This is a genomic window from Arthrobacter sp. AQ5-05 (assembly GCF_003287975.1).
Taxonomy (GTDB): Bacteria; Actinomycetota; Actinomycetes; order Actinomycetales; family Micrococcaceae; genus Paeniglutamicibacter.
Map to the genome: position 1 here is coordinate 65,614 of NZ_QMKQ01000015.1, position 21,294 is coordinate 86,907.

At 67.7% G+C, this 21,294-nt stretch carries 19 protein-coding genes; 6 read left to right on the top strand and 13 right to left on the bottom strand.

The genetic code is table 11. The features are described 5' to 3' along the window. Positions 1 to 23: 23 nt before the first annotated feature. The 6 genes from bioD to DQ353_RS13595 form a co-directional block, all read right to left on the bottom strand. Positions 24 to 809 (bottom strand): dethiobiotin synthase, encoded by a 786-nt coding sequence (gene bioD, locus DQ353_RS13570; protein ID WP_113763306.1) that lies wholly within the window; start codon positions 807 to 809, stop codon positions 24 to 26. Continuing rightward, on the bottom strand, positions 806 to 1,978 hold the full coding sequence (locus tag DQ353_RS13575) for a cytochrome P450 (protein ID WP_113763272.1): 1,173 nt from the start codon (positions 1,976 to 1,978) through the stop codon (positions 806 to 808). Before DQ353_RS13575 ends, bioD begins: the two co-directional genes overlap by 4 nt. Beyond that, positions 1,975 to 3,189 carry an aminotransferase class I/II-fold pyridoxal phosphate-dependent enzyme gene (locus DQ353_RS13580; RefSeq protein ID WP_113763273.1) on the bottom strand — a complete coding sequence of 405 codons (1,215 nt, stop codon included), beginning with the start codon at positions 3,187 to 3,189 and terminating at the stop codon, positions 1,975 to 1,977. Before DQ353_RS13580 ends, DQ353_RS13575 begins: the two co-directional genes overlap by 4 nt. Beyond that, positions 3,173 to 4,549: an adenosylmethionine--8-amino-7-oxononanoate transaminase gene (gene bioA / locus DQ353_RS13585; RefSeq protein WP_113763274.1), complete on the bottom strand. Its 1,377-nt coding sequence runs from the start codon at positions 4,547 to 4,549 to the stop codon at positions 3,173 to 3,175. The genes DQ353_RS13580 and bioA overlap by 17 nt, the downstream gene beginning before the upstream one ends. Further along, positions 4,546 to 5,781: a biotin synthase BioB gene (gene bioB / locus DQ353_RS13590; protein WP_286166814.1), complete on the bottom strand. Its 1,236-nt coding sequence runs from the start codon at positions 5,779 to 5,781 to the stop codon at positions 4,546 to 4,548. The genes bioA and bioB overlap by 4 nt, the downstream gene beginning before the upstream one ends. A gap of 284 nt (positions 5,782 to 6,065) precedes the next feature. Then, a complete protein-coding gene (locus tag DQ353_RS13595; RefSeq protein WP_113763275.1) occupies positions 6,066 to 6,404 on the bottom strand; it encodes a bifunctional 3-phenylpropionate/cinnamic acid dioxygenase ferredoxin subunit in 339 nt (112 codons plus the stop codon). Between the two features lie 662 nt (positions 6,405 to 7,066). Here DQ353_RS13595 and DQ353_RS13600 point away from each other — a divergent pair. The 4 genes from DQ353_RS13600 to DQ353_RS13615 all read left to right on the top strand — a co-directional run bounded on the left by DQ353_RS13600 (position 7,067) and on the right by DQ353_RS13615 (position 11,317). Beyond that, positions 7,067 to 8,254: a quaternary amine ABC transporter ATP-binding protein gene (locus DQ353_RS13600; protein ID WP_113763308.1), complete on the top strand. Its 1,188-nt coding sequence runs from the start codon at positions 7,067 to 7,069 to the stop codon at positions 8,252 to 8,254. Next, the gene (locus DQ353_RS13605; RefSeq protein ID WP_113763276.1) at positions 8,254 to 9,099 is read left to right on the top strand and encodes an ABC transporter permease; all 846 of its coding nucleotides are present in this window, start codon (positions 8,254 to 8,256) and stop codon (positions 9,097 to 9,099) included. Before DQ353_RS13600 ends, DQ353_RS13605 begins: the two co-directional genes overlap by 1 nt. Positions 9,100 to 9,156: 57 nt before the next feature. Continuing rightward, the gene (locus DQ353_RS13610) at positions 9,157 to 10,068 is read left to right on the top strand and encodes a glycine betaine ABC transporter substrate-binding protein (RefSeq protein WP_113763277.1); all 912 of its coding nucleotides are present in this window, start codon (positions 9,157 to 9,159) and stop codon (positions 10,066 to 10,068) included. A gap of 133 nt (positions 10,069 to 10,201) precedes the next feature. Continuing rightward, positions 10,202 to 11,317 (top strand): PQQ-dependent sugar dehydrogenase, encoded by a 1,116-nt coding sequence (locus DQ353_RS13615; RefSeq protein WP_113763278.1) that lies wholly within the window; start codon positions 10,202 to 10,204, stop codon positions 11,315 to 11,317. Here DQ353_RS13615 and DQ353_RS13620 read toward each other — a convergent pair whose 3' ends face one another. The 6 genes from DQ353_RS13620 to DQ353_RS13645 form a co-directional block, all read right to left on the bottom strand. Beyond that, entirely contained in the window at positions 11,318 to 11,707 is a 390-nt protein-coding gene (locus tag DQ353_RS13620; RefSeq protein ID WP_113763279.1) for a hypothetical protein, read from the bottom strand. It abuts the gene before it with no gap. 64 nt (positions 11,708 to 11,771) lie between these two features. Further along, a complete protein-coding gene (locus tag DQ353_RS13625) occupies positions 11,772 to 13,142 on the bottom strand; it encodes an FAD-dependent oxidoreductase (RefSeq protein WP_113763280.1) in 1,371 nt (456 codons plus the stop codon). Positions 13,143 to 13,273: 131 nt separating this feature from the next. Continuing rightward, positions 13,274 to 14,542: an ATP-binding protein gene (locus DQ353_RS13630; protein ID WP_113763281.1), complete on the bottom strand. Its 1,269-nt coding sequence runs from the start codon at positions 14,540 to 14,542 to the stop codon at positions 13,274 to 13,276. Positions 14,543 to 14,612: 70 nt separating this feature from the next. Further along, the gene (locus tag DQ353_RS13635; RefSeq protein ID WP_286166815.1) at positions 14,613 to 17,321 is read right to left on the bottom strand and encodes a multicopper oxidase domain-containing protein; all 2,709 of its coding nucleotides are present in this window, start codon (positions 17,319 to 17,321) and stop codon (positions 14,613 to 14,615) included. Next, positions 17,318 to 18,598: a DUF8744 domain-containing protein gene (locus DQ353_RS13640; protein WP_113763282.1), complete on the bottom strand. Its 1,281-nt coding sequence runs from the start codon at positions 18,596 to 18,598 to the stop codon at positions 17,318 to 17,320. The genes DQ353_RS13635 and DQ353_RS13640 overlap by 4 nt, the downstream gene beginning before the upstream one ends. Beyond that, a complete protein-coding gene (locus DQ353_RS13645) occupies positions 18,595 to 19,302 on the bottom strand; it encodes a helix-turn-helix transcriptional regulator (RefSeq protein ID WP_181578395.1) in 708 nt (235 codons plus the stop codon). Before DQ353_RS13645 ends, DQ353_RS13640 begins: the two co-directional genes overlap by 4 nt. Positions 19,303 to 19,437: 135 nt before the next feature. On the opposite strand from DQ353_RS13645, the gene DQ353_RS13650 reads away from it, so the two are divergent. Next, positions 19,438 to 19,758, top strand: coding sequence for a DUF2249 domain-containing protein (locus tag DQ353_RS13650; protein ID WP_113763310.1), 321 nt, complete (start codon positions 19,438 to 19,440; stop codon positions 19,756 to 19,758). Positions 19,759 to 19,858: 100 nt separating this feature from the next. Here the strand turns inward: DQ353_RS13650 and DQ353_RS13655 are convergent, their stop codons facing one another. Next, positions 19,859 to 20,290: a VOC family protein gene (locus DQ353_RS13655; RefSeq protein WP_113763311.1), complete on the bottom strand. Its 432-nt coding sequence runs from the start codon at positions 20,288 to 20,290 to the stop codon at positions 19,859 to 19,861. 243 nt (positions 20,291 to 20,533) lie between these two features. On the opposite strand from DQ353_RS13655, the gene DQ353_RS13660 reads away from it, so the two are divergent. Next, a complete protein-coding gene (locus DQ353_RS13660; RefSeq protein ID WP_181578396.1) occupies positions 20,534 to 21,037 on the top strand; it encodes a MarR family winged helix-turn-helix transcriptional regulator in 504 nt (167 codons plus the stop codon). Positions 21,038 to 21,294: the final 257 nt, after the last annotated feature.

Consider the following 21,294-nt stretch of genomic DNA (forward strand, 5'->3'; position numbering starts at 1 on the left):
TGTGCCTGGCTGCTGCTCTCCCATCATCCCGCGTGGGCGGGCTCCGGCACAAAGCCGGTACGTCCGTCCGTGGTGTCCGGGGCAACCTGCAGCGGCGCTTCGTCGAGCACCGGGGCCAGCTTCCGGCCCGCCGCGTGCAGGATCCGTTGTCTGCGCGCCGGGTTGGCCACTGCCCCGGCCGGCGGCCCCTCGGCCCACGCCCAGCCGTGGCGCCCGGCCAGCGCGCGCAAGTTCGTCCGGTTCCGCTGCTGCAGCGCGGTGGGCTCGACCGGGAAGCTTCCCGGCACCAGCACGCCGCGGGCAAAGCCGCGCGCCGCGGCGGCTTCCAGGGTCAGCGCCGTGTGGTTCAACGTCCCCAGGTCCGGGCGGGTGGCCACCACCAGCCGGGCACCCAGCCCGCGGGCCATATCCGCGATGGTGTCCCCGGCCAGGGTCAGGGACACCAGCAGGCCGCCGGCACCCTCGATGAGCAGCACATCGTGCCACTTGGCCAGGGCCCGGGCGCGGCGCAGGTGGTCGGCCAGGGTGGGCAGCGCCGCGGCTGCGGCAGGTCCCCCGGAGTGCAGCGCGGCATCCACCGGCGCCATCGGATCTTTCAGCCGCACGCCCTCGGACACGGTGAGCTGCGGCGGGTTCCCCAGCCAGTTCCCGATCGCGTGCACGTCGCCGTCCTGCCCGGGTTCCACGCCGGTTTGAGTGGGCTTGTAGATGGCCACCGAATGCCCCGCATCCAGGGCTTCGGCGGCCAGGGCCGCGGTGAGCACGGTCTTGCCGACGTCGGTGTCGGTTCCGGTGACGGCGATGATCATGCCGCCACCCCCGCACCCGGCCGCGAGCTGAACACGGTGCGCGGCCACTGGAAGGAGAGCAGGTGCATCCATTCCGGCTCCCCGCCGGCCGGTTCGAGCCCCGGCAACGCGCGGGCCGCGGTGTGCAGCACCACCTCGGTTTCCAGCCGTGCCAGCGCGGCGCCGAGGCAGCGGTGGATCCCGTACCCGAAGGCCAGCGAATCGTCGTCCCGGCCCTCCATCAGGGCCCCGCCCGAGAGCCGGAGCACCAGCTGCTCCCCGGCGGCAAAGCGCCCACCGTCCAGCTCGATGTCGGCCCGCGCCACCCGGCGCCAGGTCGGCACCGAGGAGGCTCGCGCCAGCGACTGGGCGACCAGCTCCGCGGCTGCGGTTTCCTGCGCGCAGGATTCCCAGCGGCCTTCGTGCAGCGCGGCGGCCAGCGTCGTGGAGATCAGCATCGCGGTGGTCTCCTGCCCGGCAATGGTCAGGAAGTAGCCCAGCGAGCGGATCCGGTCCAGGTCCACCCCGCCCTGGTGCAGCGCCGCATAGAGGTTTCCGTCGTCGCGGGCCACGGCCTGCGCGACCGAGGTGCGCAGCCAGGCGTGGAATCCGGCGGCGCTGGCGGCAAGTTCCAGCTGCCGGGCGGCATCGGGCCAGCCCCAGAAGAGTTCCAGGGAATCAAGGCTCCAGGCCTTGAGGTCGGCGGCGGGCGGGACCGGGATCCCGGTGAGCCGGGCCATGACCTCGGGCGGGATGGCCGCGGCCAGGTGCGCGGCCAGGTCGACGCGGGCGCCGTTGCGGTAGTCGGCAGCCAGCCCGGCGCAGATCCCGGCCACGCGTGCCCGGATGGGTTCCGCCTGCGCAGCGACCCTGGCGGGGCTGAAGAAGCGTGCCACGATGCGGCGGACCGCCAGGTGCGCTGCCCCGCCGGCACTGGCCAGCACCGGGGGCAGGAAGAAACGCTCGGCGGCCAGGATGCGCAGGGCCGCCGGTTCCAGGTCGATGGCGGTGTCAAGGGCGTTGGCCGGGGTGAAGTCCTCGGGGCGTTGCAGGATCCGGCGCACCAGGGCGGGGTCCTCGATGCTGCGGTAGCGGTTGTTGACCACCTCGGGGTAGGCGTCGGGCAGTGCCGTGGCCAGCGGCACGGGCGTCGGGGCAACGGCCGTGGACCCGGCAAAGGGACAACTCATGATTCTTCCTTCAGGATGGTGGCGGCAATGGTGTGCAGGGCGGCGAGCAGCTCGCGCCGGTGGTGGTTGGCGTGGGCGGTGATCCGCAGTCGGGACACCCCGTCGGGCACGGACGGGGGCCGGAAGCAGGCCACGGCGATGCCGCGGGCGCGCAGGGCTGCGGCGGTGCGCACCGCGGTGGCGGCGTCGGCCATGGTGATCGAGTGCACCGCGCCGGCACCCCGCTCGATGCGCCCGGACAGGTGCGGCACCGCGGCCAGGGTGTCGTGCACCAGGGCGGCGTTGCGCCCCAGCCGTCCCAGTAGATGAGTGTCGGCCAGTGCCAGGGCGGCCAGTGCGGCGCCGGCCGCGGCCGGGGCCAGCGCGGTGTCGAAGAGGAAGGTGCGGGAGGTGTTCACCAGGTGCTCGCGCAGCAACCCCGCCGCTTCCCCGCCCAGCAGCACCACACCGCCCTGGGCGCCCAGGGCCTTGGAGAGCGTGGCGGTGGCGATGACGTGCCCTGCCCCGGCCAGCCCGGCGGCTCGCAGCGCGGAGCCGGTGTGCGTGGTGGCCAGCGAGTGGGCCTCGTCGATGAGAAGCAGCGCCCCGAACTCGGTGCACAGTGCAGCCGCGGCGGCCAGGTCGGCGGCGTCCCCCAGCACCGAGTAGAGAGATTCGAGCACCAGCGCCACGCGCGGGGCCGGTGCCGGCGAATCGCGGTTTGCCTCGAGCAGCGCCCTGGCGGCGTCGAGGTCGTTGTGGGCGGCGGTGGCCACCCTGGCCCCGGAGAGGCGGGCGCCGTCGATCAGGCTGGCGTGGGCGTGGGCGTCGAGGATGAAATGGCTGCCAGGTCCGCCCAGGGCCTGCAGGACCCCGAGGTTCGCGGTGTAGCCACTGGAAAACACCAGCGCTGCGGCCCTGCCGGTGTAGTCGCACAGCGCCTCCTCGAGTGCGGTGTGCACCGCCAGGGTGCCGGTGGCCACGCGGCTGGCGGCGGCACCGGCCCCGTGGCGGGAGGCGGCCTCCCCGGCGGCGGCACGCACCGCCGGGTGCGCACCCAGGCCCAGGTAGTCGTTGGAGGCCAGGTCCACCAATTGCCCGCGGCTGCTCTCCACCCGGTGCAGCCCGCGGGCCGCACGCACCCGTGCCCGTCCGTCCAGCCACGTCCCCCACGCCTCCGGAACCGCCGCGGGCGCTTCGGCGGCCGGGGCGCTGCTAGGATCCGTGGACATGGTCCACCGCCGCGACCAGGGCTGCGCCCAGCAGCCGGATCTCGTCCGCGCTGCTGATGTAGGGCGGCATCACGTAGACCAAATCGCGGAAGGGCCGCACCCAGGCCCCGTGGCGGACCGCGGCCGCGGTCACCTCCGCGACGCGCACCTGCTCGTGCAGCTGGATGACGCCGACCCCTCCCAGCACCCGCACGTCCAACACGTTCGGCAGCGCGGCGGCCGGGGCGAGGGCTTCGAGCAGCCCGGTCTCCAGGGCGGCCACCTGGCCGCGCCAGGGGGCGTCGGCGGCGTGCGGGTCCCCGGATCCGGTGAGCAGTCCCAGCGAGGCGTTGGCCACCGCGCAGGCCAACGGGTTGCCCATGAAGGTGGGCCCGTGCAGCAGCGCCGTGCCGGTGCCGTGCGCCCCGCCCAGCGCGCCTGCGACCTGCGGGGTGCAGAGCATCGCGGCCAGGGTCAGGTAGCCGCCGGTCAGCGCCTTGCCCACGCACATCACGTCCGGCACCACGCCCGCCCATTCGCTGGCAAACAGCTTGCCGGTGCGCCCGAAGCCGGTGGCGATCTCATCGAGCACCAGCAGCAGGTCGTGTTCGTCGGCGATCTCGCGCAGCACGCGCAGCGCCGCGGGGGCGTAGACGTACATGCCCCCGGCGCCCTGCAGGACCGGCTCGGCAATGATTCCGGCCAGTTCCGGGGCATGGGCCGCGGCCAGCGCGCGGGATTCGGTTTCCCAGCCTGCAAATTCGGCAGCATCGAATTCCCAGGTGTCCTCCACGGTCAGCCGGGCGGCCGGGGGCCGGGGCAGGAAGAGCTGTTCGGCCCCGGGCCGGGCGAAGGCCGCGTGCATGCCGTCGACCGGGTCGCAGACGCCCATCGCGGCGAAGGTGTCCCCGTGGTAGCCGCCGCGCAGCGCGGCAAAGCGCTGCCGTCCGGGGTGCCCGCGGGCATGCTGGTATTGCAGCACGAGCTTGAGCGCGACCTCCACGGAGATCGAACCCGAGTCGGCCAGGAACACGTGGGCCAGGTCGCCCGGGGCCATGGCAACGAGCCGCTCGGCCAGTTCCACGGCCGGGGCGTGGGTCAACCCGCCGAACATCACGTGGCTGAACGAATCGATCTGCGCGTGCGCGGCGGCATCCAGCACCGGGTTGCGGTAGCCGTGCACCATCGACCACCAGGAGCCCATGCCGTCGATGACCTCGTGGGTGCCGTGAGCGTCATCGAGCGTGAGCCGCACGCCGTTGGCCCCCGTGACCGCGTAGCGGGCCCCGGCGTCCAGGGAGGCATAGGGGTGCCAGAGCAACCCGGAGTCCCGGGCCAGCAGTTCCCGGCCGCGCGTCGCGAGGTGGGCCGCGGCGCTCACGCGTTGGGGCTTTCGCCGGTTCCGGCACCGCGGCGGCGCAGCACCGGTTCGGCGCCGTGCACCGGACCGCAGCCCAGGGTTGCGCCCGCGCCGCAGCCGGAGCCGCAGGCGCTTCCGCAGCCCGGGGCCTCGCTGGCGGCAGGGGCTTCGTCGGCCCGGTGGCGCAGGCGTGCGGCAAGCTCGGCCGGGTCGGTGTCCTCCTGGCCAAGGATCACGTAGCCGGCATCGGAGATCATTTCCAGATCGCGGCGCGCATCCTGGCCCTCACTGGTGAGGTAGTCGCCGAGGAACAAGGAGTTGGCCACGGCCAGCGCGGTGGACTGCAGGGAACGCAGGTGCATTTCGCGCCCGCCGGCCATGCGCAGCTCGGTGGCGGGTGCGGCCAGGCGGACCAGGGCCAGGATGCGCAGGCACGCCATCGGGGTCAGGTGCCAGGTCCCGGCCAGCGGGGTGCCGTCGAAGGGCATCAGGAAGTTGACCGGAATCGAGTCGGCTTCCAGCTCGCGCAGCGCGAAGACGGCCTCGACGAGTTGCGCGGGGGTCTCGCCCATGCCCACGATGAGCCCGGAGCACGGGGAGAGACCGGCGTCCTTGGCCGCCGCGACGGTGTCCACGCGCTCGGCGAAGGTGTGGGTCGAGCAGATCTCCGGGTAGAGGGACTCTGCGGTGTTCAGGTTGTGGTTGTAGGCATCGGCCCCGGAGGCGGCAAGCCGTTCAGCCTGCCCGGCCTTGAGGATTCCCAGGCAGGCACAGACCTCCACCTGCGGGTGTTCATCCTTGATCTGGCCGATCATGGTGGCCACGCGGTCCACGTCGCGGTCGCTGGGCCCCTTGCCGGAGGCGACCATGCACACACGCGAGGCGCCGCCGGCTATGCCGAGTCCGGCCTGGTGCACGGCTTCGTCGGGCTTGAGCCAGGTGTACTTGAGGATCTCGGCCTTGGAGCCCAGGCGCTGGGAACAGTAGGTGCAGTCCTCGGGGCAGAGCCCGGACTTGAGGTTCACCAGGTAGTTGACCTTCACGGTGTTGCCGAAGTGCTTGCGGCGCAGGGTTCCGGCCGCGGCGACCAGCCCGAGGGTGGCCTCGTCCGGGGCCCGCAGGACGGCGAGCGCTTCATCGGTGGTGAGCCGGTGACCGGCATCGATGCGCGCGGCCAGGTCGGCGGCATCCAGGATCCCGGCGGCGGCGGAGGCAGCTGCGGCGGGTGCGGGGATGGTGTTGGTCGTGGTCATGGAGGGGCCTTCCGGTCGGGCATTTCTCGGCGGTGCCAGCGGAACCGGGCCATGCGTTGGCGGCCCGAACAACCCATTGAACACCGTTCAATGATTCCCGGATCACATTACACATTCATTGAACACCGTTCAACGAGGTCGGTGTAACATCGCCCATCACCGCGGCCGGTCGGCACCGCACCGCTTCGCACCTCCTGCGCCCGCCAACGGGAAAGGGGTCCGTCCGGGTGGTGCCAGGAACAAGCTCCTGCCACCACCCGGACGGACCCCTTGGGCCACCGCGCCTAGACGGCCGGGGTGTCGGGGTAGAGCAGCAGTTCCCCGTCCTTGACCTCGATTTTGTGCGTGCGGGCAGCCACCGTGGCCGGCAGGCAAAGTGCCGCACCGGACTTGAGGCAGAACTTGGCAGCATGAACCGGGCACTCGACCTCGACGCCTTCGATCCAGCCATCAGCCAGCGATGCGGTCTCGTGGGTGCACTCGTCGTTGATGGCGTAGAAGTTCCCGTCCTCCGCATGGAACACGGCGATGTCGTCCTTCGTGCCGTTGTCCTCGGACGGGATCACGATGGCCTCGCCTTCCTCGATGCTGTCGACGGAACCGATATTGATTGCCTCGCTCATGGGGGTGCCTCCTGGGGTGCCCCACCGCTTCCGCACGTTCCGCGAAAGAGATGGAAATAAGAAAAGGGTGTGATTCCATCATCCCGCGCTTTGGCCCAACGACCCAACCGCCGGGCCGCCACCCGACACCGAACCCGGGGGCGAACCGAAATATTCCATATGAGATTGAATCTTCAATTATCCACATATGAAAGGTGGATAATCTTTCTTAAATCGCGACCGGCAGCTGCCTGAGGCATGGGTGCATAAGGCACCAAACCGCCGAGGAGTCGAACTCTTTGGATCACAGACATCACGATGCAGTAACGCCGATGCTTCGCCGCCATTACGCGGGAAATACGAAAATAGCACGAACCCAAAACCCCGAATCCGCCCGAAATTCCGCGATATTCAAGAAACCAGCTGTTAGCGTGGGGGGATCTACGTCTCATCCGGTTGCACGAGGCTCACCAGCCGAGGGCAACGGCCAAGTGAACAAGAATGCACAAATCGTGTGGCCGGATATTCCGCGCGGCACGTGGACGGAACCTCGCATGAATTCAGCACCAGGGACGGCTTCACCGGCCCTACGTGTCGCAAACGCCTACAAGGTGTTTGGACGTAGGCCCCAGGAAGCTGTGAAAGCGCTCAAGGACGGACAATCGCGCCAGGACGTTGCGGCCATGGGAACCGCAGCCGTCATCGACGCATCGTTTGAGGTCAAACCGGGCGAAATCTTCGTCGTCATGGGCCTGTCCGGATCGGGCAAGTCGACGTTGATCCGGATGCTCAATGGCTTATGGCCAATGACCAGCGGTTCGGTCCACATCGGCGACATCGACATTTCCAAGATCTCCGGAAAACGCCTGCGCGAAGTCAGGCAAAAGAGCATCTCCATGGTGTTCCAGCACTTCGCATTGCTGCCGCACCGCACGGTGCTCGAGAATGCCGCCTACGCCCTGGAGATCCAGGGCGTGGACAAGAAGAAGCGCACGGAGCTGGCCACCAAGATGCTCGACACCGTGGGGCTGACAGGCTGGGGCGACAAGTATCCCTCGCAGCTCTCCGGCGGCATGCAGCAGCGCGTCGGGCTGGCCCGGGCGTTATGCTCGGAAACCGACATCCTGCTCATGGACGAGGCATTCTCCGCCCTGGACCCGCTGATCCGCCGCGACATGCAGGAGCAGCTTGCCTCGCTCCAGGCGGACATGGGCAAGACCATCATCTTCATCACCCACGACCTGAACGAGGCCATGTTCCTCGGGGACCGCATTGCGGTGATGCGCGACGGGGAAATCGTGCAGATCGGCACCCCCGACGAGATCCTCACCCACCCGGCGACCGAATACGTGGCATCCTTCGTCCGCGACGTGGACCGCACCCGCGTGCTCACCGCCGGCAGCGTCATGGAAAACCCGCGTGCCGTGGTCAGCATCAGTGGCGGCGCCCGAGCGGCACTGCTGACCATGCGCCAGCAGCAGACCTCCGGGGCATTTGTCATCGACCGCCACCGCAAGTTCCGCGGCATCGTCACCGACCGCGAGGTCATGGCCCTGGTCGACCGCGGAGCCTCGGACCTCACCGAGATCCTGACACGGGAAGAGGACGCGATCTCCACCGAAACCGCACTCAACGACCTGTTCGGCCGCGCTGTCGAAAGCAGCACCCCGCTGCCGGTCGTCGATGAGGAGGGGCGCCTGGTCGGCGCCGTGGCCCGGGCGACCCTGCTGGCGGCCCTGGGCAATGTGCCCTCGTCCACCAGCTCGATGGAAATCCTCGTCCCGGGGCAGACCGCGGGAAGCGACGACGGCAGCAAACGGCCAGGAATCTTCGCCGGGGAATCAGCCGGTGAAATGGGAGGCATTCTTTAATGGACGACTTGTTCCGGATCCCCGTCGGCAAATGGGCCGAGATCGCCCTTGACTGGGTCATCGCAAACCTCGGCGCCTTCTTCGACGGCATCAAGGCCTTCTTCGCGCAGTTCTACAACGGGCTCGACTGGCTATTGACGACCCCGCCCTTCTGGGTCATCATCCTCGTGCTCTCCGCCCTGGCCTTCTGGCTCAAGGGCTGGAAGCTGGCCGTGGGCAGCGTTGTCGGGTTCCTGCTGATCTATGGCATGGACCAATGGACCAACGCCATGCATTCCCTGGCCCTGGTCCTGGTGGCGTCGGTGATCGCCGTGGTCATCTCCGTCCCGCTGGGCATCGGTGCAGCCAAGTCCACGGCGGTCTCCGGCACCGTGAAACCCGTGATGGACTTCCTGCAGACCATGCCGGCGTTCGTGTACCTGATCCCGGTGCTGCTCTTGCTGGGTATCGGACCGGTCCCGGGCATCGTGGCGACCATCGTCTTTGCCCTGGCACCCGGTGCCCGCTTCACCGAGCTGGGCATCCGCTCGGTCGACAGCGAAGTCGTGGAGGCCGGACAGGCCTTCGGCGCCTCGCCGATGCGCATCCTGCGCCAGATCCAGATCCCGCTTGCCATGCCCACCATCATGGCCGGCATCAACCAGATCATCATGCTCTCGCTGTCCATGGTGGTCATCGCCGGCATGGTCGGCGCCGGCGGCCTGGGTGGCGCCGTCTACTCGGCGTTGACCGGGTTGAACACCCCGCTGGGCGTGGAATCCGGGCTCTCCGTGGTCATCCTGGCGATCTTCCTTGATCGCGTCACCGCGTCGCTGAGCAGGAAAAAGACCCTCGTAGCTGCATAACCATTCACCAATCTGTGGCCCCGTGAACGTAAGGGGCCACCAAGAAAGGCACGAACCATGAGGAAAAAACTCGTATCATTGCTGGCCGTGGCTGCGGCCTCGGCACTCGCCCTGACCGCTTGCGGGTCAGGCGACTCCACCGGGGCGGCGGCGTCTTCCGGGGGCGACACCGGAGACAAGAAGGAACTGACCATTGGCGTCTTCGCCGGCTGGGACGAAGGCATCGCCGTGTCCAACCTGTGGGAGCGCATCCTGGACAAGCAGGGCTATGACGTCACGCTGACCACCGCCGATGCAGCGCCGGTCTTCACGGGCATCACCACCGGCGACTTCGACATGACCATGGACGTGTGGCTCCCGGAGACCCACGCCCAGTACCTGGAAAAGTACGGCGACAAGATGCAGGAGCTTGGCACCTGGAATGAAAACGCCAAGCTGACCATTGCGGTGAACAAGGACGCGGACATCACCTCGCTGGACGAGCTCGCCGGCAAGGCCGACATGTTCAACAACCGCATCGTGGGCATCGACCCGGGTGCGGGCCTGACCAAGGCAGTGAACGAACGCGTCATCCCGCAGTACGGCCTGGAGAAGATGGACTTCGTGACCTCCTCGACCACGGCCATGCTGACCGAGCTGAAGAAGTCGACCACCGCCGGGGACAACATCCTGGTGACCCTGTGGCGTCCGCACTGGGCCTACGACGCGTTCCCGCTCAAGGACCTCGAGGACCCCAAGGGCACGTTGGGCGACGCCGAGAAGATCAGCACCTACGGCAGCCTCACCTTCAAGGAAGACTTCCCCACCCTGGCGGGTTGGATGAAGGACTTCAAGATGGACGATGAGCTCCTGTTCTCCCTGGAAAACGCCATGTTCAACCAGGACGAAACCCAGGACTACGCTCCGATCGTGGATAAGTGGATCTCCGAAAACCAGGAATGGGTGGACTCGCTGACCGCGAAGAAGTAGCCACACAGCACCTGCTCCAGGGGCCCGGGCCGTCCGGGACACCGCTCAACTCCGCTGTGTCCGTCGATGGCCCGGGCCCTTCGCCGTCTCCTCTCCTTCCGCGCGGCCCAGGGTGCGCACTAGACTCGAGACCATGACGGCTCACGGGCCCACGGCAGGCCCCCGGATGGATCGCCGCACGGTGCTGGCCCTTGGCGGGGCCTTGGGCCTGGCCGCCCTGGCCGGATGTTCCCGGCCGCAGAACCTCATCGGCACGGCAACGCCCGGCCCCGCGCCCACCGGCACCGGTCCCCGGAAAATACTCCAGGCCACCGGCCTTGACACCCCCTGGTCCATGGTCCGGGCCAAGGACGGGCGCATCCTGGTCTCCGAGCGCGACACCGCCCGGATACTGAGCCTCTCCCCCGACGGGAACCTCACGCCCTTGGTGCATCTGCCCCAGGTCGTCGCCGGCGGCGAAGCGGGGCTGCTGGGGCTGGAGATCATCGCCGCATCCGGCGAGGTTGAATGGCTCTACGCCTACCTGGGCACCGAAACCGACAACCGGGTGGTGCGCATGCCGTTGCAGGATTCCGGGGTCGGGCCGGTCGAGGACATCCTGGTCGGCATCCCCAGGGCCACCATCCACAACGGCGGGCGCATCAAGCAGGGCCCGGACGGACTGCTCTACATCGGCGCCGGGGATGCCACCGACCAGCAGGCGGCCCAGGACCCGACACGGCTCAACGGCAAGATCCTGCGCATCAAACCGGACGGAGGCATCCCGAAGGCCAACCCCTTTGCCGGTTCCCCGGTGTATTCCTACGGGCACCGCAATGTGCAGGGTCTCGGATGGGATTCGAGCGGCCGGCTCTGGGCCAGCGAGCTGGGCCCGGAGAAGAACGACGAAGTGAACCTGATCGAGCCTGGCAGGAACTACGGGTGGCCGTTTGTCACCGGGGTGGCCCGCGATGCGCGTTTTGTCGACCCGATCCATGTGTGGCCCAGCACCGCCGACGCATCACCGAGTGCGCTGGCCATTGCCGGGGACATTGCCTATGTGGGCTGCCTGCGCGGCGAGCGGCTGTGGGAGTTTCCGCTGCCGGCCGGGGAGCCGCCCGCCGGCGGAACGCTTCCGGGAGCCCGGGAGCTGCTCTCCGGCCAGGAAGGCCGGCTGCGCGACGTGCTGGTGGTGGGGGATGAATTGTGGGTGGCCACCAACGAGGGCGCGGACTCGAGGATCATCGCCCTGGAGCTTCCCGTCGCCTAGTTACAGGTGGGCAATGATGCCAAGGACCTTGCTGAGGACAAAGCCGGCAACCAGTGCCGCTGCGGTCCAATACAGGAAGCGCACCTGTGAACGGGGCTTTTCCAGCTGCCAGGATCCGGTCTTGTCCTCCCGGTAGTACACCAGGGCCTCGCCCTCGGGCGCCCGGGGGCTTTCCAGCACCAGCAGCTCGCTGCGCACGGTGCCGTCGGCGGTGTGGAATACCAGGCATTCCTGGCCCTCAAGCACCGCGATCTCATAGTCGGCGGTCTTCCATTCCGCATCCCGGCGGCGTTCGGCCAAGGCAAAGCCATAGAATCCGGCCGCGGCAATCAACGCCACCCACCCAATGAGGTCGAGTGCCGGGCCCAGGCTGGTCAGCAGGTCTTGCACGTACCCATCTTATGGTCTGGAGCTTCCCGGCACAGTATCGAGCTGCCGGAGCAACCCGGCGGCCCTACCTGCTGAAGGTCCCGAGCACCTCGTTCAGCGCCTCGGTGGATGAAGGGTGGGTGAAGATCGAATCGCGCAACGCGGCAGAGTTGACCTTCTGGCGCATGGCCAGGGCGACCAGGTTGATGACCTCCTGCGAATCCACGTGCATCAGAGCGGCCCCAAGGACCAGGTCCGTGTTGGCATCGACCACGAACTTGATGATGCCGCGGGGATCGCCCACGATCTTGGGCCGCGGCATCGCGGCGATCTCGGCGACCTTCTTGACGGCGACCTTGATGTCCAGGCCCCGGGCCCGGGCCGCCTCCTCGCTGAGCCCGACGCGTGCCAACGGCGGGGTGGTGAAGATGGTGGAGGGAACCGCAACACGGTCCGCGGTGGAACGAGTCCCGGTCCCCAGGATCGCGTCGGCGACAATCCTGTTGTCATCCAGGGAAACGTAGGTGAACTGGGGTCCGCCGTTCACGTCGCCCAGCGCATACACGCCCTCGGCGGTGGTGCGAAGGTGCTCGTCGACCTTGATGGCCCCGGAATCCGTGAGCTCGATGCCCGCGGCTGCCAGATCCAGCCCGTCCGTGGCCGGGGTGCGGCCCAGGGCGATGAGCACCGCCTCGGCCTCGATCTCGCGTGTCTGGCCATCTTGCACGTAGGAAACCCGGGCGCTGCCGGCGTCCTGTTCGATGCGCTGCACGCTGGCGCCGGTGCGGACCTCCACGCCCACATCTCCAAGCGAGCCGAGGACCTCGGCGGCCACGTCTTCGTCTTCCTTCTTCAACGCCCGGGGCCCGCGATCCAGCACCGTGACCTTCGATCCGAAGTGCGCGAACATGGATGCGAACTCCGTGCCGACATATCCGCCGCCGACGACCACCAGCGATGCGGGCAACGGCGCGTGCTGCAGCGTGGTGGAGTCGTGGATCCGCCCGCCGATGCGCACGCCGCCGAGGTCCGGGACCTGTGGCACGGCTCCGGTGTTGATGATGACCCGTTTGGCACCCAGCTCCAGGGTCTCTTCCCCGGCCTGGATCCTGATGCGCCGCGGGCCGATGAAGGTGGCCCGTCCGGTGATGGTCATGACCGAGTCGAGGTCATCGAGCATGGAGAAGTTCTTGGCCCGCATGGCGGCGGTGAGCTTGTCCCGGCGGGCCACGGCGGTGTCGAAGTAGCCGGGGTCGAACCCGTTGCCGGTGCGGGTTTCCGCGTCGTGGATCAGGGCCTTGGTGGGAACACAGCCGATGTTGATGCAGGTTCCGCCATACATCCGGGACGAGGCCTCGACGATGGCCACGCGTTGCCCGGCGCGGGCAATGGTCCCGGCCAGGGTTTTTCCGCCCTTGCCCCATCCAATGACAATCAGATCAAGTTCGTGTTCCATCAAGCCGTCCTCGGTTTCGGAATTATCGTGTTCACTAGCCTCGAGTGTTCTCCGCCACGGTGCGGGCGGTCAAGAAAACCGAGGCTGTCCCGGGGCAACTCGTTGAAACGCTGGGCTTGTCGTGCTTGTGCCTAAGTCAGGCTCCCGCACTGCCAGAGGGCAGAAACAGGAAGCCCCCAGAGCTTTTGGGAATATCGATATCCCTCGGCCCCGGTGTTCAATACGATTCCCCCGATGAAACGGTCTCCCAAATCGTCACGAAGCGCAGCCAGACCTTGGAACTGCCGGGAGTTGAATGACGTGGAGGCCTTGATTCCCAACGCCAGAATACGGCCATCGTCGAACTCCAAGATGATGTCGACTTCAAGCCCGTTACGGTCACGATAATGGAAAAGCTCAAAGTCCCTCTCGGACCAGGTCTTTTGCTTGAGGAGCTCCGCGACCACGAAACCTTCCAGGAACCGTCCGAAGGCCTCTTGGTAATTGAGGTTCTGGAGCTGTTCGCCGGTGATGCGCGAAAGTCTCACCGCCAACCCGGAGTCGAGGACAACAATTTTTGGGCGATTGACTTCCCGCGCGCGCAGGTTCGGGGTCCAAGGACTCAGCGTCCCAAAGAGCTGGACGTCGTTGATGAGGTCAAGATATGAAGCCACGGTTGAGGCAGGAATCCCGGAGTCCTCCGCCAACCTCGACCTGACCAATTCGTTGGACTGGGCGCCGGCGAGCAATCGGAGGATCGAGAAAACGCGCTCGGAGCTGACTGATTTTTGGAGTTCAGGCAGGTCGCGGCGAACGATGCTGTCCAGGTAGTTGTCTCTCCATTGGTTTGCCATCCGAGGAGGCAAGCCGAGCGCTTCCGGATAGCTGCCGGCTGCACAGAAATCTATGTAGTCGGAGCGAATCAGTTTGCTGGTGAATCCGGGGATTTTCTCCAGAACTTCGGGGGTGGTGCCCACGGCCGCAAAGTCCTCACGAACACCAGCCAGCTCCCCTTGGCTTAGGCCCATCATTGAGATTCGGATGACGCGGTCGGCGAGACTGTCCTGTGTGCCTCTGACGCGGAGCAAGGAGGACGATCCCGTCAGCAGAAAACGGCCAGGGCGCCGATCACGGTCGATGCTTGCCTTGATGGCGAGCGTCAGTTCCGGCAGGCGCTGGATTTCATCGATGATGAGCGTTCCTTCGGGAAAGCTGTCCACAAATCCTGCGGGGTCGGCAATTGCGGCATCGCGTGTCGCTTCGTCATCCAAGGTCAGGTACTTGGATTCGCCTTCCTTGAACAGGGCCCTGGCCATGGTGCTCTTGCCAACTTGGCGCGCGCCTTCAATGAGAACCGCCGGGAAGTACTCCAGATGTTCGGAAACGACACTGGATGCATGACGTTGACAGAGCTCTGACATACCTGAAATCTAGCGTGTTTTCGTATTAGCTCGTTGAAACGCTGGACCCAAGTCGTTGAAACGCTGCCCTCTATTCGGCCACCCTGAACACGCCCTGGGCACCGCGTTCGGCATCGACCATCACGTGGGATACGAAGGGATAGTTTCCTGCCTCGGGAAACTTCAGCTCCACGAATCCGCCCTGGGCCACACCGACCGCCAGGGCCTGGCTTCCTCCGTCGGTTCCCTCCCGGTGATCGAGCAGGTAGTTTCCCTCGAGCCAGGTGGTGTCGAACTGCCCGCCGATCACGTGGAACGAGGAGGCCCTGTTGGGCCCGACATCCAGCAGCCAGATCCGCACACGTTCCCCGACCTTGGCCGGAAGCGGCCGGTGCACGTATTGGTTCGCATAGCCGTTGAAGACCACCAGGTCCGGCTTCCCCGCGGCCAGCTTCCCGGTGTCCACTTCCGCGTCCTGGGCCCCCAAATAGAATTCGGACTGGGCCAGCACGTAGGAACGGTCCACCTCGGGCAGGCCGTCGGGCTCGATCACCACGGTGCCGAACATGCCGTTGGCGATGTGGGCGCTCATGGGCATGGTCGAGCAGTGGTACATCCAGATCCCCGCCCTGGTGGCGGTGAACGTGTAGTGCAGCGATTCGCCGGGCTGGATGGTGCGCATCGGTTCATCCGGGGCCAGCGCACCGGCGTGGAAGTCGATGGAGTGGCCCATGGTTCCGTCGTTGACCAGCGTGATCTCGAATGTATCGCCGACCCGGCCGTGCAGCAGCGGGCCCGGCGCGGTGCCGTTGAAGGTCCAGAGCCTTTGCCGCACTCCCGGGGAGACCTCGGCGAGTGCTTCCTGCGCGGTGAAGGTGGCCTTGTGGACCACGGGCTTGCCGTCCTTCGGCCGAGGCGGAAGGACGGGCAACGACGCGTCGTGCGCGGTAAAGGACACATCCGGTTCTGCCATCAGGTCCGGCGGGGCGCCCGCGGCCGACGGGGAAGGGGAGACCGGCGGGTGCATGGACCCGTGGCCCGGGTCCACCGCTCCGGGATCTTCGCCGGGTGCCGCGGGCGTGCCGGCGGCCTTGATCTCCAGCACCATGCCCATTTGCCTGTGGCCCGTGCTCGAGCACCAGGCCGAGACGTCGGAGGTGATGACACCGGCGTCCACGGTGGCGCTTTGGCCCGGGGCCAGCCGACCGCTGTTCGCCCCGGTTGCCAGCACCAGGTCGTGTGTTTCGGCCGCATCGGTGTTGGTCAGCTCGATGACCAGGTGCGTGCCGGCGGGAACCTCGATGCTGGCGGGGGTGAAGCGCATGTCTGCGGCCTGGACCTTCACCCTTATGGTTTCGGCAGTGGTTGCCGGTGCCGCTGTGCCGGCTCCGGGCGGGGCGGGCGGTGCGGCGATGCCGGCGGCCGCCGGGTCGATGGCCACGCCCACCGCGATGGCCAGCACCACGGCGATGAGCCCGGCCATGGCCTGGCCCGCACGCTGGCCATCGGGGCGCTCCCCCTCCGGTTCCATGCGCACCCGTGGGGCCGGGGTTCCGACGGGCAGGCCCAGGACCTTGATTGCTGCGACCGCCTTGGCCTTGGCACCGCGGTGGGCCCGCAGGGCCATAAAAAGCAGCGGGAGGAAGCTTGCCATGGCCACCAGGTACAGCACCGAGCACAGCACCCGCACCAGCGAGGGAACCGGCAGCGCACACACCAGCAGTGCGGCGTTCGCGGTGGACACGCGCAGCACCGCCCCGCGGTCCAGCACCGTGGTCGCGGCCCTGACCGGCGCCGGACCGCCGCCCAGGGCCACCGGCACCAGGTAGGACAGCGCACCGAGCAGCACCTGCGCGGCGAACCCGGCCACCAGGTACGGGGTGGTGGAGGCGAACAGGCGGCCGACCGCCTGCCAGTCGCCGGTGCCCAGCAGGGAAACGACCAGGGCCACCAGGCACCCGATCCACCAGCTGACGGCGCCCAGCACCGAGAGCGTGGAGAAGGTCTTCGGCGGCTTGTTCCGAGCGACCTGGATGAAGGCCGAAGCCATCATCCCGAGGCCCGCGAGGTAGCCGAGCAGGCCGGCGGCGGCCACCGGCAGGAGGCCGAATCCGGCGCCGAGCGCCGCGGCCAGGGCCGAGGCAACGAGCACCGGCAGGGCACGCCGGGAATTGAGCGCGGCCTGGTCGGCGATCCTGGTGCGCAGCATGGTGGGCCAGAGCGTGACCAGGGTTCCCGCCACCGTCAGGCCCACCCAGCCCAGGACGTTGAGGAACGCGTGGGCCAGGGTGACCTGCTCAAGGGTCGGCGAGCCGGTGCCATGGGCCAACACGGTGCCCAGCACCGCCCCGACGGGCAGGAATGCTGCCGCGGCGATGTAGTACTTCACGGTCGCGCCGAAGCGGGAAGGCAGGGCTCGCCGCATGCGGGCGAACAGGTCCACCCCGTGCCAGATCACGGCCCCTGCCACCAGGGCGGCCCCGGTCGCGGTGAGCGGCCAGAGCATCGACAGCACCCCCGAGACCACCACGACGGTGCCGGCGTTGAGCATGAGAAGCCGCCAGTTCTGGGTGGCCCGGTCATGGGGCCGGGCCGGGGTGCGCAGCAGGGCGATGGCAAAGTACTGGGACCAGACCAGGATCGCGTGGGAGATCGCGCCGAGCAGCAGCAGGTGGATCATGAGCCAGCGGGGCGCGGGGATTTGGCGGTGGACCAACGCGGCAACCACGAGGAGAACCAGCCAGAAGGCCACCGGCAGGTCGCGCATGGGCCAGAAGCCCCTGGCCGGGTTCTTGCTCATTCTTCCGGCTCCCGTAGCGATATCGATAGGCCGGAGCGCGGGGGCCGCGCTGCCGGGTTGGTGCCGGGCATCGGCCTTGCGCCGTCCGCCGGGCCGATGCCCGGCGGCTTGGGCGCCAGCAAGGATGTGCCGGACCCGGGCCGGTCCGCGGCCGGCGGCACCGGTGCCGCAGGCTTCGGCCGGGGCTCGCCGATCAGTACGGAGGCGACGGCCAGGGCCAGGAAAAGCAGCAGGGCCAGGACGTTGGCCACGCCCCCGGCGCGCCAGGCCCAGTCGTATCCCAGTCCGTTGCCGATCCACAGCCGCAACAGCAACCCCGCCCAGAGCAGGATCGCCGGGGCCCACATCATCGGGCGGTAGGGCAAGGGACGGCGCAGGATCGCGGGAAGGATGCTCGAGGAGTGTGCGATGACCATCGAGATGGTGAATCCCAGGAACACGGCGTGGATGACGGTGTCGTAGGCGGCCCGGGTGCCGGGTAACCCGAAGCACCAGGTGATGGCGGCAACCAGCAGCCATCCGTAGCCGGCGAGCATGCAGCTGGCCATGAACCGGGTGGCGCCGGTGGCACGGATGGTGCGGCGGGCAACGTCGTGGGCCGCCAGCCACAGCGCCAGCGCGGCAAGGACCAGGCCGAACCCGATCGACCCCCACGCAGGGTTCAGCAGCGAGGCCACCACCGCGAAGGTGAGCAGCCAGGACAGCTGGAGCGCCCGGGTTCCGGCCAGCGGGCCCATGCAGATGCGTGCCAGTTCGACGCGTTCGCCCGCGATGCTCAGCACCAGGAAGGCCACCAGCCAGGGCAGCAGCAGGGCCATGTCCACCCCGCCAAGCCAGAGGATCGCGGCACCCGTGCCCAGCGCGGCGCCCAGCAGCTGGATGAGCACGGCGTGGTCGCGTTGGCGGCGCCAAAGCGGCAGGTAGACCCACACCAGGGCGGCCATCCCGGCGAGCAGGCCCAGTTTTCCGGCGAAGCGCGGCACATCGGAAAGCAGCAGGACGGATCCGGCGCCCAGCAGCAGCGGGCTGAGGTACCCTGCGCGCCGGCCCAGGGCCACCGCGCGTTCCAGGGCGACCAGGGTTCCCACGAATCCCAGGGCCAGCACCATCCCGTGGACCTCGCCCCAGTGGACGGTGTTCAGCGGAGCGGGCAAGTCCAGGAGAAGCAGGGCGGCGTTGAGCCCGGCCAGCAGGCTCGCGGCGGCGGGCAGCATGAACAGGGTGCGTGCCGGGAGCAGCCGGGGCTTGGCGGGGATGGATTTCCGGGAGGCGCTCATTCGGTGTGGGTTTCGCCGGCTGCGGCGCGCAGCTGCAGGGTGCACTGGCCGGGGGCGGAAAACGGCAGCAGGGTGCTGGCGGAGCCGTCGAGTCCCATCTCGGCGAAGGCCCCCTGGATGATCCCCAGGTGGACGCCGCAGACGATGTCCGGATGTTTGCTGGCCGCTTCAATGAGCGGGCAGCGGGTCAGCACCACGTGTTCGTTGAAGGCATCGGGGTCGGGGGCGAACCCGACCTCTTCGAGCATGTCGACCACGTGGGAGCGGCCTGCCTCCGCGGGGCGCTGTCCATGGTGCTCGCCTTGTTGCTTGAGCGTCAATTCCCTGCCCCAGGCCTTCCCCGCATCCACCGCATCCTGGACCGGATGCGCACTGGTTTCATGCAGCACGGTGGCCAGCGCGGAGGCCAGGGAGGCATAGGGGGAATGCTCGATGGGTTTCTTGGCTTCCCAGAGCCAGGCGGGGCGGCCACGGCCTTTCGAGGCAGCGCGCTCGCGGCTCAGGTATCCGTCGCGCAACAGATCCTCGAGGTGCGCCCGGACGGTGTTTTCATGCAGTCCGCAAATGTGTGTGACGGCAGCGAGCGTGGCGGGGGCCGACTGCGCTTCCAGCAGCTCAAGAATCCGCAGGCGTGTGGGCGAGAGCGGGCGCCCGAAAGAGGTGCGCCGGGTGGGGGCCGGGGAACGATCCGAGGGACCGGTCACGGGGTGGCCAAGGCGGCAAATGACATGCGGCGGCGAGTACGATTGTTTTCCACGTAGTTGACTGTACTAAAATGATTCGAAGGTTGCCAGTCGATGCTGGAAATCGAAACCCCTCTTGAGCAAAGGAACCCCATCGTGGCTGACATTGTTATCTCTTCCAGCAAGGAAGAAGCCGAGAAGCAGACCCAACCCGCGGCCCACGAGTGCGCCTGCGGCGATCATGATGCCGAACTTCCGGAGCTTGACGCCCGGGCCATCCCGCACGCGATCCGCCACGCCACGATCTTTGGGGCGCTGGATTCCCTCGCCGTGGGCGGCGGCCTGGTCCTGGTGGCCCCGCACAACCCGCTGCCACTGCTGGACCAACTCGAGGGCCGGGCACCCGGCGCCTTCGCGATCAGCTACCTCGAAGAGGGGCCGGAGGCCTGGCGCCTGCAATTGGTGCGCAAGGCCTAGAAAACTTGGGGGAAGACTCGTGGGGCCCGGCCGAAACGGCCCGACCCCACGAGTCCTTGCCGTGGCACATCCGATATCGACGCGCCACGTATGGCCTTCGCTACTGCCCGGCGGTGCCCGGTCCGGCGATATTGACCATCCAGTCGACACCGAATTTGTCCGTCAGCATCCCGAACCAGTCGCCCCACGGCGCCTGGGCCAGCGGCTCGCCGATCTTGGCCCCGTCGCTGAGCTTGTCCCAGTAACCTGTCATTTCCTCCCTGTCGTCGCCGCTGAGGGTGACGGAGATGGCGGTTCCTCCCTTCCATTCCATGGAGGCAGGGGTGTCGGCCGCCATCAGGTTCAAGCCGTTGGGTGCATGCAGGTGCCCGTGCATGATCTTGTTGTCGTCATCAGGGTTGTCCGTCTTGGCGAACTCGAAGTCCGCAAAGGGACGCAGGTCCAGCTCGCCACCGAAGACCGACTGGTAGAACTCGAGCGCGGGACGCGCCGTGTCACGGAAGCTGATGTAGGGATTGAGGATCGTGCCCATGGTGTTCTCCATCGTTTGGCGAGGTTCAACAACTAGCAATTCTGCCCGGCACGCCCGCTTCCGGGAACCCTTGCGGGTGGATCTTTGCCGGGAATTCACCGGGAAACGGGCGGGCGTGAACGGCGCCGCGTCCCCGCCCTGCTTTGAAGCCGGGCTTCGCGGCGGTCGCACCGATGCCGCACCACGGGAAATCCCGCGGCAACAAGGACGTCGAAGCGGAAAATCGCAACTAAAATGAATGACATGACTTCACCGTTTTCCGACTCCCTTCCCGACCCGGGATCGGCCATCGACTCCACCGCACTCGATCCGCTGATCGAGGATGTGGAAAAAGAGTTCTCCATGATGGTTGTCAAGGCGCGCCAGGCCATCCGCAGGCGCGCCGCCTCCATCCACCCGGAGCTTCAGCCCCTGGGCTACAAGGTACTCTCCATCCTGGCCCGCGAGCAGGCCCGGCAACAGATCATCTTGGCCGAGGAACTCCAGGTGGACAAGGCCACGATGAGCCGAATGATCAAGTGGCTCGAGGCCAAGGAACTGGTCACCCGCGTCCCGGATCCGAATGACGGTCGGGCCATGCTGGTCAGCATCACCAACACGGCACGTGCCGGGGTGATCGCCTCCAGCGCTGCTTCGCGCCAGCTGCTGCGCAACAGGCTGATCTCCTGGGAGCCAGAGGAAATCAAGCGCTTCACGGACCTGCTGGCCCGGCTCAACGCCAACGACCAGCCGCAACACGGCAAATAATTCGGCTCCATGGATTTCCCGGCCCCGGCCCTTCACCCCGAAGGGCCGGGGCCGCTTTCATGGCCCGCGCCGGAGGCCACCGCGTGGTACGGGCGACCACTCGTGCATCAAAGCCGGAGCATCCGGCGCACCCAAACCGTCGATCACTTCGAAGATTATTCGTGCGACTCCATGAAAATAGCCATTCCCATTCATCCAACAGCCTCGCCTCGCGGCACCAACGGGCACTTGTTCGACGAAAGGCGATTTTGGCGTGA